10 protein-coding genes and 1 pseudogene are annotated in these 13,523 nt (G+C 41.6%); 7 read left to right on the plus strand and 4 right to left on the minus strand.

Annotated features, from left to right (window positions below; genetic code table 11):
* Nucleotides 1-52: 52 nt before the first annotated feature.
* The 5 genes and pseudogenes from KW060_RS10545 (at nt 53) to KW060_RS10565 (ending at nt 4,767) form a co-directional block, all read left to right on the plus strand.
* The gene (locus KW060_RS10545) at nt 53-298 is read left to right on the plus strand and encodes a GlsB/YeaQ/YmgE family stress response membrane protein (RefSeq protein ID WP_249034789.1); all 246 of its coding nucleotides are present in this window, start codon (nt 53-55) and stop codon (nt 296-298) included.
* Nucleotides 299-327: 29 nt separating this feature from the next.
* The gene (locus tag KW060_RS10550; protein WP_249034790.1) at nt 328-1,344 is read left to right on the plus strand and encodes an MsnO8 family LLM class oxidoreductase; all 1,017 of its coding nucleotides are present in this window, start codon (nt 328-330) and stop codon (nt 1,342-1,344) included.
* Nucleotides 1,345-1,468: 124 nt separating this feature from the next.
* A complete protein-coding gene (locus tag KW060_RS10555) occupies nt 1,469-2,536 on the plus strand; it encodes a fumarylacetoacetate hydrolase family protein (protein WP_249034791.1) in 1,068 nt (355 codons plus the stop codon).
* Nucleotides 2,537-2,538: 2 nt separating this feature from the next.
* Nucleotides 2,539-3,657 carry a pyridoxal phosphate-dependent aminotransferase gene (locus KW060_RS10560; RefSeq protein WP_249034792.1) on the plus strand — a complete coding sequence of 373 codons (1,119 nt, stop codon included), beginning with the start codon at nt 2,539-2,541 and terminating at the stop codon, nt 3,655-3,657.
* A 150-nt stretch (nt 3,658-3,807) separates the two neighbouring features.
* Nucleotides 3,808-4,767 (plus strand): annotated as a pseudogene (locus KW060_RS10565) (TRAP transporter substrate-binding protein).
* Here KW060_RS10565 and KW060_RS10570 read toward each other — a convergent pair.
* Nucleotides 4,740-5,153, minus strand: a complete 414-nt coding sequence (locus KW060_RS10570) for an STAS/SEC14 domain-containing protein (protein WP_249034793.1) — start codon at nt 5,151-5,153, stop codon at nt 4,740-4,742. The pseudogene KW060_RS10565 and the gene KW060_RS10570 overlap by 28 nt on opposite strands.
* Nucleotides 5,154-5,302: 149 nt before the next feature.
* Between KW060_RS10570 and KW060_RS10575 the strand changes: the two genes are divergently transcribed.
* Nucleotides 5,303-6,442, plus strand: coding sequence for an alpha-hydroxy acid oxidase (locus KW060_RS10575; protein ID WP_249034794.1), 1,140 nt, complete (start codon nt 5,303-5,305; stop codon nt 6,440-6,442).
* Here the strand turns inward: KW060_RS10575 and KW060_RS10580 are convergent.
* On the minus strand, nt 6,432-7,784 hold the full coding sequence (locus tag KW060_RS10580) for a serine hydrolase domain-containing protein (protein ID WP_249034795.1): 1,353 nt from the start codon (nt 7,782-7,784) through the stop codon (nt 6,432-6,434). The two genes, KW060_RS10575 and KW060_RS10580, sit on opposite strands and share 11 nt — an antisense overlap.
* A gap of 145 nt (nt 7,785-7,929) precedes the next feature.
* Between KW060_RS10580 and KW060_RS10585 the strand changes: the two genes are divergently transcribed.
* Complete coding sequence (locus KW060_RS10585) at nt 7,930-9,462, plus strand: histidine kinase dimerization/phospho-acceptor domain-containing protein (RefSeq protein WP_249034796.1); 1,533 nt, start codon at nt 7,930-7,932, stop codon at nt 9,460-9,462.
* Nucleotides 9,463-9,468: 6 nt separating this feature from the next.
* Here the strand turns inward: KW060_RS10585 and KW060_RS10590 are convergent, their stop codons facing one another.
* Nucleotides 9,469-10,980, minus strand: a complete 1,512-nt coding sequence (locus KW060_RS10590) for a YifB family Mg chelatase-like AAA ATPase (RefSeq protein ID WP_249034797.1) — start codon at nt 10,978-10,980, stop codon at nt 9,469-9,471.
* An 87-nt stretch (nt 10,981-11,067) separates the two neighbouring features.
* Entirely contained in the window at nt 11,068-13,485 is a 2,418-nt protein-coding gene (locus KW060_RS10595) for a transporter substrate-binding domain-containing protein (RefSeq protein ID WP_249034798.1), read from the minus strand.
* Between the last annotated feature and the right edge of the window lie 38 nt (nt 13,486-13,523).

Genomic DNA, 13,523 nt, shown 5'->3' on the forward strand with positions numbered 1-13,523 from the left:
AGTTTTGCATGCAAGATACAACCACCTAATCACAAAAAGGGAGAAGGAAGTTATGAACTTAATTTGGTTTTTAATTATCGGGGGAATTGCCGGCTGGCTTGCTGGTAACTTTATGAAAGGATCTGGTCATGGCATCGTTAAAAATGTCGCTATCGGTGTTGCAGGTGCATTTCTAGGCGGATTTTTGTTCAATCTATTAGGACTTAGCGTAGGTGGCATGATAGGTTCATTGGTATCAGCAACAGTTGGTGCTGTTATTTTATTATTTATGTTAAGTAAAATTAAATCTGAAAGCTAACAGATACTCAGGCGACGGATTAATATTAAATGAAACTTACTGTTATTGATCAGTCGCCTGTCCAACCGGGCTCAAGCGACACACGCCCTGCCCCCGCCTTAAGTGCAGAACTGGCAAAAGAATGCGAAAAATCCGGATATTATAGATACTGGCTCGCGGAACATCATAGCGCGACATATTTTTCCGGCCCAACCCCCGCAACACTCATCAGTCATATTGCATCCATTACCAACAGAATTCGCGTTGGTAGCGGCGGTGTCATGCTTAGCCATTATAGTCCCTTTATGGTCGCTGAACAGTTCAGATTATTAAGCACCCTTTTCCCGGACCGTATTGATCTTGGTATTGGCCGCGCTCCCGGTGGTGGTGGCCTTTCCAGTCAAGCGCTGGCATGGCCGGGAAATGCGACACATGGGGAATTATATTCAAGACAAGCTCTTGATTTAAAATCTTTTCTATATGGGGATATGGAAGATGATCATCCGTTTAAAAACTTAATCGCATCCCCATATCCGGATTATAATCCAGAACTATGGATGCTGGGTAGCAGCGGCGGCAGTGCGGCTCTTGCCGGACATCTGGGGTATCATCTGGCATTCGCCCTATTCATCGCGCCAACAGGGGCAAAATATGATGTTATCGAAGAATATCTTAAGGCCTTTGAGCAAGCCGGACATACCCATGACCCAAAAGTAATGATTGCCGTGGGTGCATATTGTGCTGACACTCAGGAAGAAGCGGATTACATAGCATCATCACAACTATACAAAAAAACCATACAGCAAACGCGCGGTGAAGACGGCCCATGGATTTCCCCGGAAATCATTCAGGATGAAATGACACGTTTTTCGCCGCGCGACTGGCGCTATTATAATCTGCTCGCCGAAAGTTTTATCATTGGTACACCGGAAAAAATTGAAGAGGAAATTGCACTTTTAAGCAAATATTGGCAAACGGATGAATTTGCCTTTCTAACTGTCACACATGATTTTGAAAGCAGATTAAAAAGTTACCAATTAATCGGTGAAAAGCTGACCATTTCTTAGCTTCATTATAATCATTTTATTATAATAAAAACTATTTTTACGATACATCCCGGGACATTTTAAAGGGGTGGTTGTGTTATCGTTTTCCGTATCAATAATTTAATTTCAAAATACGGAGAAGGAAATGCGACTTATATTAACTGCATTTATCGCTTTAATTTATAGCATCACGGCTATTGCCGCCCCAAGCACATCGCCAGATACACCATTTAAATTGGCAACATTTGAAGCAGACGGCATGACAAGATTAGGAATGGTGTTAGGGGGACAAATCCTTGATATCAGAGCTGCCAATGCCGCGTTGAGTAGCGAAGAAAACCTTTCATCAAAACGCATCCCAAGAAATATGCGTAACTTGATAGAAAGTTATGATGGCGTTAAATCACGACTTTATCAAATTGCAAATCATTATAATGGTAATTCAGCAGGGCGTTCTTTTTCATTTGAATATGATGCAGTAACATTAAAGGCACCAATTAAATATCCGTATAACATGCTGGCAGCAGCCGCAAACTATCAAGATCACTCCATGGAAATGGCAAGACGTTACGGCAATCCCGATCCAAAGCCGGTTGACCCGGACCGTTCAAAACCAGTCTTCTTCGCTAAATCACCACGTTCCAGCATTATTGATCCGGGCACAGCTTTTCCTATTCCACCATCTGATAAGGTTTGGGATTTTGAAAATGAACTGGCGGTTATTATCGGCAAAAAAGCAAAAAGGCTGACGCTTGAAAACGCAAAAGATCATGTTTTTGGTTATAGCATCGTTTTTGATGTCAGCACACGCGATAATCCTGACCTTCCTGATGACGAGGAAGAAGGCGGCTTTAGTTTTGGTGTAAACTGGTTTGAAGCCAAAAGCAGAGACAACGCAGCCCCATTTGGTCCTGTTATCGTGCCTCGTGAATTCATTGGTGACAGCGCAAACTTACAAATCATGACCAAGGTTAACGGCATTGAAAAACAAAATGGCAATTCAAAAGACATGATCCACAATGAAGAACGCTTATTAAGACATGTTACATCCATCCTGACGCTTTACCCGGGCGATGTGGTTCTTACAGGAACCCCTGCGGGTGTTGGTTCTGCACGCACACCACCTGAATTCCTTAAGCCTGGTGATGTCGTCGAAATGTCTATCGAGGGCATTGGAACAATGATTACCCCAATCACAGCCGAGGAAGAATAATTATGAACGATCAAATCACAAGACGCGACTGGCTTATCGGCGGCGGCATTGCCGCAGGTACCATGATGACAAGCAACATTGCATTCGGCCAAACATTTCCAGATGCCATTACAAATCCATCCATGCAAACGCCAATCAGATGTGGCGCCAATGAAAATGTTTATGGCCCATCCATTAAAGCCCAACAAGCAATGGATAAAGCAGCAAAGCAAGCACACCTTTATAATTTCCGTGCAGGCGGCCAATTAAAAGCCGTGATAGCGAAAATGGAAAATATTCCGGAAGATCATATCGCAGCGGCATCCGGTTCAAGTCCCTTTCTTGAAAAGGCGGCCTATGTTGCCCGGATGGATGGTGGCGCAATTCTTGCCCCTAACCCAACATATAACAGCGTTATGAGTGTCGGCGAACAAATCGGTGCAGAAATAATTCGGGTACCAGTTGGTGACGATTTAGCGATTAATCTGGATGCTATGCGTGCCGCAATAACAGACAAGGTAAAATTGATTTATCTGTGTAACCCCAACAACCCGATTCCAACCATCATTGAAAAAAATGCATTAAAGGATTTCTGTATTGAAATGTCAAAAAAGGCAATCGTACTTATAGACGAAGCATATTATGAATATGCAGATAGCCCCGATTATCAAACCATGGCGGAACTGGTTAAAGATCACCAAAATATCATCGTTACCAGAACCGCATCAAAAATCCATGCCATGGCGGGTATTCGGGTTGGATTTGCATTCGCCCACCCCGAAACGTTAAAATTAATCACGGCGCCATTTGATCTATCGATGAATTACATGGCCCAGATGGGAGCCATCGTCAGTTATCAAGATACGGAATATCAGGATTTCATCAGACAGAAAAACAAACAATCGCTTGATATTCTTTATAATGTTTTTGATGAATTTGGATTGGAATACATAAAATCACAAACCAATTTCACATTCTTTAATGCAAAAAGACCCTCAACAGAAATAAATTCATTCTTAAGGGAAAATGGTATTATGGGTTCCCGCCCCTTTAGACCATTTACCGACTGGGTCCGTATAAGCACGGCAAAACCGGAAGAAATGATTTATGTCGCGGATGTATTAAGAAAAGCATTTAGTTAATAAAACCTCCTAAAAAACAGGATTTAAAAAATGAAAAGAATAATAAAAATTATCACCTTTATTTTCACTTTGAATTTCAATCCTGTTTTTGCCGATGATCCCATAATCATAATAATGGGGAATGTATTTGGCCCAACCGAAACAGGTGAAATGCCAACACATACCCCACGTATCCAAGAATTGATTGCTAAAAAAATTCATGAATATACGGACGGTCAAATCGTTTGGGAAATTTTACCTGGCAAGCAACCTGACGGCATTCCCATGTTCCAATCCCCATCCATGGTCGCCAGTAATAATCAAATACAAGCAACCAGCGTCCCTGCATTTTTCCTTCCTCGCGTTCCGGAAGTTATGATCCAGTCAATACCCTTTCTTTTTAACGGCGAGGAACATTCACGCAGGTTCATGACATCAGAACCCGCCAGATGGTTATCAGAAAAAATTGAAACCACATATAATGTCAAGGTATTAGGACACATATACAATGCATCATATGTAAGCATCAACAGCCTCACTCCAATTAAAAAACCAATAGATTTTGAAGGAAAAATCATCAATGGCTTTGCCCGTACCTGAGATCCAATGTGGACAGATATTAAGCCGAAAGAAAGGCGCTTCATCGGTTTTTCAGAGGCACTTGAAGGAAAACTTGTCGAGGAAGGTTCCGATTTCGATATCAACATCGGTATGCTGCAAAATAATTATGTGCAAAAATTATATAAACGTTTTAAGCATACAACTCTCATTCCTGATTTTTACAACATATTTTATACCATAATGATCAATCAGGAAGTGTGGGACGGGTTAACCGATTTTCAAAAACACGGCATTGAAAAAGCCATCCACGAGGGCCAAATGGCATCAGTTGCTTACCAAAGCGATACAACCTTTTGGGCAATATCACGCAATCAGTCAATGGGGGTAAATTTTCACTTTTTATCAATAGAAGAACGAAACGAATGGAAAAATGAATTCTATCCCAAAATGGTAAAAAGCATTGTTGAAAACAGTGAAAAACAAGAAGAAACAGAGGAAATGATTAAAAAAATTGAAGCCTTAATTGATGATTTAAAATTTAATCATGAAGAACAGGATAAACCCCAGTAATATTTACTAACCTCTCTTTTTGCAACCCATTCACGGGCCTGTTCTTCTTCCTTAAAGATGTTCGCTTCAACAAGTGTATGATCAAGATATTTCTGGTAACTTTTATATTTATCAATGATTTCATTCAAATCTGCAATAACGGCAATCTTTGTAAAAATACCGATATTACTAAAAGCAATATTATCCATGCGTGCGGCAAGTGCGGTTTCAAGCAATTCTACTTCGAATTCGAATGTGTTTCTGTAATCCCAGATTTGATAAATATTTGAATCACGGTTTTCATGTTCCCAGCCATCGGCGGCGGCACGTCTTACATCCTTGAACGTGATTACACCTTCAAGTTTTATATAAATCCCCCGATTTTCCGATGTAATCTGATAAGGCATAACCCCTACTCAAAACTGTTATAAACATTTCCCCCGATTCTTAATTAGAATACCTAATCCACATTGATAAATTGGTAATTTTGGAAAAAGTTTGATTTGTGTTTGAATAAAATTTAATTTACTTTTTAAGGAGTTAGGGAAACCAAACCATGAATATTAAGAACTGTATCAATATAGAAGACCTGCGTATGGCCGCGAAAAAGCGCGCCCATAAAATGGTGTTTGATTATATTGATGGTGGTTCCGATGATGAAGTAACACTGAAAAGAAATTCATCTGCTTATGACGATTATGAACTGATGTACCGGGTTCTTTCCGGTGTTGATAATCCAGATATGTCGACCACATTGCTTGGTCAAAAAATTGACGTTCCTTTTATTTTATCACCATCCGCTGGAAACCGGTTATTCCACACGGACGGTGAACGCGGCCCATGTATCGCCGCAGAAAAATTTGGTACCGTTTATTCGCTAGCCACCCTGTCATCCCTATCCATAGAGGAAATTGGCGCACTTACAAATGGCCCAAAATGGTTTCAGCTTTATGTCTGGAAAGACCGTGGATTAGTAAAAGAGATGCTGGACCGTGCCAAGGCAGCCGGCTTTACCGCCATGTTTTTAACAGTTGATCTTCCAATTGCCGGTAACCGTGAACGCGACCCCAAAAACGGGTTTACGATCCCACCCAAAATTGGCCCCAAACAAATGTGGGAAGCCATGAAAGCGCCGTGGTGGTCACTTGATTATCTAACAAAGCCACAAATCAGATATGCCAATTTATCAGAGGAAACTTCGGCAATTTCGCTTAATGATTTTGTCGCTGAACAACTGGATGCATCATTCAGTTGGGATGACGCGGAATGGCTTCTTGGTGAATGGAATGGCCCCAGCATTTTAAAAGGTGTGGTCAGGTCCGATGACGCAATCCGTGCGGAAAGAACCGGATTTAACGCCATTTCCATTTCAAACCATGGCGGCAGACAGCTTGATACATCGCCTGCCCCCATATCTTGTTTAGATCCCATTCGTGATGCTGTTTCTGATAAAACAGAACTGATTGTCGATGGCGGCATTCGCCGTGGTACGGATGTCTTAAAAGCGCTGGCCATGGGTGCCAATGCTGTTAGTTTCGCAAGACCTTATTTATATGGCTTGGCCGCGGGCGGAATTGACGGCGCGGTACGTTCCGTCGAAATCATACATGACGCTATCAAACGCGATATGATCCTGCTTGGCGTTCAAAATATTAGCGATATTGACGAAAGCTTTATCAACCGACTTAAGCCTTAATCGCAGCGACCACCTTACGAATTAACGCAGCTGAGAAATCCTCACCATTCACCGTGCGGCGATTGTCATTTCCTTGACGCACAACCACAAGATCCTTGCTCGGGATTATAAAGCTGTGGTTCAAATTATGACCGCGCGACATAAATAAGTCATTTGGAACCCCGTCGATATCATCCATCACCCAGAATGTATAACCATACCCATTTGGTGTTGATCCATCATCGCGTTTAAATCTTTGGGTAGCAATATCCATCCAGCTTTCAAGAACTAGCTGCTCATCCATCCAACGCCCTTTATTCAGCCACAGATAAGCAAGACGCGCAAAGTCACGTGCCGTACATCTAAATGTGCTGCCTGCGATAGAATTTAATCCGTAAGGGCTTTCAGAACCATCCGCACCATATGCATCGCAACCTGTGCTGCCGCCAACGCCCCAACCTGCTATTTCATCGAAATTCAATTCACGGTTATCAGAGTACGGCATATCTCGGTACTGATTATTCCTTAATGTAATCGGCATGCCGATTGGACCAAGAACCTTATCATATGTATATTCACCTAGTTTTTGACCGGATATATTTCGCATGGCAAGCGCAAATTGTTCCATACCAAAATTACTATATCGGTAATCGGTTCCTGGCTCGAATAAAAGCGTATCGTGGGCCTCAACCCCTTCGAAATTCCACCAGCCGAAGCAATATTCATACATCTGATAGGCGCCCTTATAATCTTTATAATGCTGCCTTTTCGCGCGACCCAGCCACGGTTCCGGTCCGGCATGCCCGGACGTCATGGAAAGTACATGTTTGACTTTGATTTTTTTCTTTCGTTCGTCTGTGATCGACTGATCCCAAATTTGCGGAATTAATGATGTCTCGCGGCTCTGCCCCACCAGGTCAGTTTCAAGCGAAACCTGATCGCTATATTCATCAAGGAATACACCCGCCCCCGTTCCATAAACAGATTTGGTTGACGACTTCATATCATTACATGTTTTGGCCGTCCAATTCGCAGGCCCGCCATCATTACCCGTAACATAACTTTCGGCGATTAGACGCCCTTTATGAATGATGATGATTGCTGCACCGCGGCTTGTGCTGACTTCGGCGGTATTATGGTAATTCACAGCTTCTGCCAATTTGATCTCGTCAATATCATCAAGCCCTTTTGGATCAAACGACCGCCAACCACCCAGATTTTCTGGTGGGGGAAAATATATTCCTTCTGAATTTATATTTGCTTGCGCATAACTTTGTATTGGTAAAGATGAAACAAGCCCGACACCCAAGGCACCACGACCTGCGGTATTTAAAAATTTCCGTCTCGAAATTAAATTTTTCACTTATTTCTCCCTATTATCGTAATTTTCATATACCAATAGTTTTAACCAATTAAAATCATTCCATTTTTCGTGCAAACATGGCATAATATATGTGTTAACAGCTTTATCAGCCATTAACATTTTTATTTTAGTATTGAGTGACGCTATGAACAACTTAAAAAGCTTGATTATACCTGTAGGAGTGATGATCGCCCTCGGCTTTATAAGTTTTACGTTACTTTTTATTCTTACCGTAAATCAATCCGATGATGCCGCGACCAAGGTTGAAATTCGCATATTACAATCTCATTATCTTGAGCTTTCAAAAAGATTACGTGCAGTAACCGAAGACAACACATGGTGGACAGCTGCTTACGAAAATATTGCTGTTAATTTTAACGAAGCATGGATAAGGGATAATATTTCCGACGACAGAGAAGTCGCAGAAGGAAAGTTCATTTTTGGAACGGATGATCAAATCCTTTATACGGACATGACAGGGCGTTTACCCACCCCAAATACTTTTCTTGATAAAGGATTGGAAGAACTATTAACGTCACTTACCTTAAGTGAAACCAACGCTTTAAATTCCATTGCCATATATCAATATTTTGATGGACGATTATTTAATATTGGTATTGGGTTAGTGCAGGAATCCTTCCTTGATGGAAGACGGGAACAATTCGACCCCAAAAGAGCACCAGCACTTGTTTTAATTGACGAAGTCACTGAAGAAGAGATTACCGCCACAGGTATTACACTTAATTTAAACAGATTCCATTTATCAAACGCATTTAATAATGATGATACAGTCGTCAAAGTCGACGATAGTTTTTATGATACCGTAATTGGAAACGGAGAACCCTTATATTTCACTTGGAAATCCAAAACATTGGCCAGTGATATCATTGCCAAATTATCATTTCCTACGTTACTGATCATTCTTGTCTTATGCGCCACGTTCATTTGGTTTTATCGTAACGCAACCGCCATGGTTAATGATTTAAATGAGGCAAACCGCGCTAAATCAGATTTTTTAGCCAACATGTCACACGAAATCAGAACCCCATTAAACGCCATAATGGGCTTTACTGAAATGGTTAGGCAGGAAACATTTGGCAAAGTAGAAGGTGATAAAAACAAAGAATATCTGAACATTGTACAATCAAGTAGTCACCATCTTTTGACGCTTATTAATGAAATCCTCGATTTATCTAAGGTAGAAGCCGGTGAAATGGAAGTCGTTTTGGAAAAATTTGATATCGTTGATGAGGTTGGCGCGTCTATAGATACACTTAAACGCCTTGCCAGTGAAAAAGGAATTAAAATTCACAAAAACCTCACTGAAACTACAATTGAATGTGACAAAAAATTATTCGTTCAATCGATCATCAATATTTTATCCAATGCGATTAAATTTACCCCTCCTGACGGTAATATCCATGTGAAAAGCCATTACGTCGATAATTTTGTCGTTATCGATATAAAAGATGACGGTCTTGGAATGACCCCAGAAGAACTACAAACAGCCCTTGTTCATTTTGGGCAGGTACAATCAGGATATGCAAGAAGCAACACTGGCACAGGGCTTGGTCTTACGCTCGTTACTAAATTCATGGAACTTCTTGATGGTCGTATGGAAATCACCACAGAAAAAGGCCTTGGCACCACCGTGTCGCTTTTCTTCCCTATGAAATAAAAACCTTTAACGCATCTGACGTTTTTGTCTGAAGTTAATAGCTTCTGAAATATGGGTTTTCCCAATATTTTTTGCATTATCCAGATCGGCAATCGTGCGCGCTACCCTTAATACACGGTGATAACCACGCGCGGTTAATTTCATCATTTCCACAGCTCGCATTAAAATTTCTCTACTTTCTTCATCAAGCACGGTTACTTTTTCAAGCTCTTCGCCGTCCACCTCTGCATTACAGGAAACACCATCAAGACCTGCGTATCTTTCCTGTTGAATTTCTCTGGCATTGGCGACGCGTATCGCAACTTCTTCACTGCCCTCTGTCGCACTTGGTAACGCAAGATCGGCGGCAGAAACGGCTGGAACCTCAATATGAATATCGATCCGGTCCATTAACGGCCCTGATACTTTTGATTGATAATCCACCGCGCACTTAGGAACGCGACTGCAGGCAAGCGCAGGATCATCCAGATGACCGCAACGGCAAGGGTTCATCGCCGCAATCAATTGGAACCTTGCCGGATAAGTCACATGCTTATTCGCGCGTGCCACCACGACTTCACCGGTTTCAAGCGGTTGACGCAAACTATCGAGTGCCTGCCGATTAAATTCAGGAAGTTCATCAAGGAACAACACACCATGATGCGCGAGCGATACTTCACCCGGCCTTGCCTTTATCCCACCGCCTGTAAGGGCCGCCATGGATGCAGAATGATGCGGATTACGATATGGACGTGTGCGGGATATTTTATGCTCCGTCAGGTTCCCTGCAATACTGTCAATCATACTGCTTTCCAGAACTTCATGCGGTGACATTGGCGGCAATATTCCCGGCAATCTTGCTGCTAACATCGATTTACCTGATCCCGGTGGACCAACCATACATAAATTATGACCGCCAGCCGCCGCAACCTCAAGCGCGCGTTTTGCGCTTTCCTGCCCCTTGATATCCTTTAAATCTAGATACGTTTCTTGGAGTGGTTCAAGCACTGCATCTGGCGCAGGGATTTGTGAAGTACCTTTTAAATGATTAATCAGTGACAATAGATTTTCCGCAGCGATTATTTCAATATCCTGTGCCCATGCGGCCTCGCCCCCACAAGCAGCAGGACAAATTAAACCAAGGTCCGATGCACTTGCCGATAATGCGGCGGGCAGCACCCCCGGTACTGCACCAATACCACCATCAAGGCCCAATTCCCCAAGAACCAAATACCCTTCTAAAATATCGCTGGGAAGCGCTTCCATCGCCACAAGTATCCCAAGCGCAATAGGAAGATCGAAATGTGACCCTTCTTTCGGCAGGTCAGCAGGTGCAAGATTAACGGTAATCCGTTTTGGCGGTAACGCAAGCCCAATGGCCGCCAGTGCAGCGCGCACACGTTCTTTACTTTCCGCCACCGCCTTATCCGGCAGACCGACTATGGCAAAAGCTGGTAATCCAGATGCAACATGAACCTGAACATCCACGGGTTTGGCATCAATTCCAACAAATGCAACCGTTTCAATATGCGCAACCATTTAAGGATATCCCCCAATAAATCAACTCATTCAAAAAACTAGAACAAACAAAGAACAATGTCTAGTAAATTTTTGAAATGAATTGTTTTATCTCATCCGCGATATAGGGAGTAATATTCTGGCTTTGGTGCCGATGTCAACTTCACTTTCAAGAATGAAATCACCCCCATGAAGGTCAACAAGTTTTTTAACGATCGGTAGCCCCAGTCCGGTTCCTTCTTCATTAATTAAATGATCACCACCATATTGCTCAAAAGGGCTAAGGACCTGACTTAACCTGTCAGCAGGAATTCCTATCCCATTATCAATGATTTCAATAACAATATGTTTGTCATCATAATCTGTATTTACAGTGACACTGCCGCCTTCAGCAACAAATTTAATGGCATTGCTTAACAAATTAATTAATGCACGGCGAATGGCATGGGCATCGATGAATAGCTTGATATCCATTTTCCCAGTAACAGATAATTTCACATTCTTCCGGTCTGCGTTTTGTTTTAACATTTTCACGGAATCTTCAATCAGATTATCAAGTCTTACATCTTCTTCTGAAAGTTTCCATTTACCGGCTTCAATTTTCGAAAGATCAAGGATATCACGGATCACAATGGCAAGATGTTCACCACTGTTTTTAATATCGGTCAGATATTCTTTATGGGTACTAGTGCTTAATTTACCGCCGACCCCCATGATCATCGCTTCAGAAAAACCGATAATCGCATTTAATGGGGTCCTGATTTCATGGCTCATGTTCGCAAGAAATGTTGATTTCGCCTTATTGGCTGTATCGGCAACGACACGCGCTTCAATAAGCTCTGCTTCCGTTTTTTTTCGGCGTTTGACTTCACGTCTAAGGCTATTATTCCATAATAAAATGATTAAAAAGCCAAAAGCGGATACAGCAACAATCTGCCAGATAATCGTCCTGTCCACCTGATTTTCGACCCTAATAGAAAACCATTTATTGGTAATCATCGTTTTCTCAAGGTCGGTAACTGAACGCATCGCCTTATTAATCGCACTCGCAAGTAATGGATATTCTTTATTAATAGCCATGGCCGTATTTGCGTTAATATCGGTTTCCCCAACAACAGCGATGTTTAAATACCCGCCTTTCATAATATAATATGATGATGTTAATAGACTGGCCACATGGGCATCTGCCTGCCCAAGGGAAATCATTTTGAACGCTTCATCAATATTTTCTGCAGTAATTAAATTTATGCCCGGATATTCTCTCCTGAGGCGGCGATTAATGGTGTGGTCTTTAATCTGCACTAAAGTTTTCCCGTTTAAAGCATCCAATGTGCCGTAAATGGGTGCGCCTTCGCGGGCAAATATCATATGTCGCGCGGACATATAATTATCTGAAATAAAAAATTCTCTTTCCCGTTCTGGCGTTGGTCCCATTGCAGTGATGATATGCGCTTTTGAATCACGGATATGTTCTAGTGCTTGTGAAAAATCCTGACTACCGCTCCAGATAAATTCAACATTTAACTTATCTGATAAAATGGATAGATATTCGCCCGCAATGCCCTGTATATCACCGTTTTCATCAATATATTCCAGTGGTGCAAGGTTCGCATCAACGGCAACATTGATCACTGGATTTTCCGATAACCACTGAAGCTCTTCAGTGGTTAAATTAATGCTGTTATCATAATTATACCCGGTGCGCCATTTGCGCGAAATATCATCATATTCCTGAAATGATATGGCCGCGATACCCTTATTCAAAATACTTAGCAAAATGGGTTTATCTATTTGCGTCGCAATCCTATGACTAACAACACTGTCAGTATCATCTTCAAACAGGACGTCATGGCCGATCATTTCAATGTTGGGGATAAAATTTTGCGATATATAAAACTCAACCGTATATTGTGAACTTGTAAAAACATCAATATCACCAACCGAAAGCGCTCTTAGAACCTCTTCAAGTGTGTCATATTCAATAAGTTCAAATTCAGGGTAAAGTCGTCTGTAAATCTCATGAATTGCCCATCCTGTTACCGCGCCAATTTTTTTATCTTTCAAATCATCGACACTATTTATCCGATCGCTATCGATACGGCCAAAATTTACAATGGGTTCATCAATATATGATGGGGTAAATAATAAATATTCTAATCGCTCTTCCGTTTGAACAAGGCTTTGTGCAATGTCAATTTCACCATTTCTCACTTTACTTAACAATTGATGCCATGGATAACCGCTCACATATTCAAACGTTAATCCCGTCTTCTTAGCAATCAATTCCATATAATCAATGGCAAACCCCTTGGGTTCGCCATTTTCAACGAAATCAAATGGTTTCAAATCCATGCCATTCGTTACAGTAAGAACGGGATTATTTTCGATCCATTGTCGTTCTTCATCCGTAAATTCTATTGTTGTTTGTGAAAATGCAGCATTATTGGAAATGCATATCGCACCCAACATGGCGATTATCAATTTTGCCAAAGAGGCAAAAGCGTATAAAAATCGACGACTTCCCAACTGTGCCCCTCATAATTTCTAAAAATTATTAATATGTT

The organism is Pseudemcibacter aquimaris, assembly GCF_028869115.1.
Lineage (GTDB): Bacteria > Pseudomonadota > Alphaproteobacteria > Sphingomonadales > Emcibacteraceae > Pseudemcibacter > Pseudemcibacter aquimaris.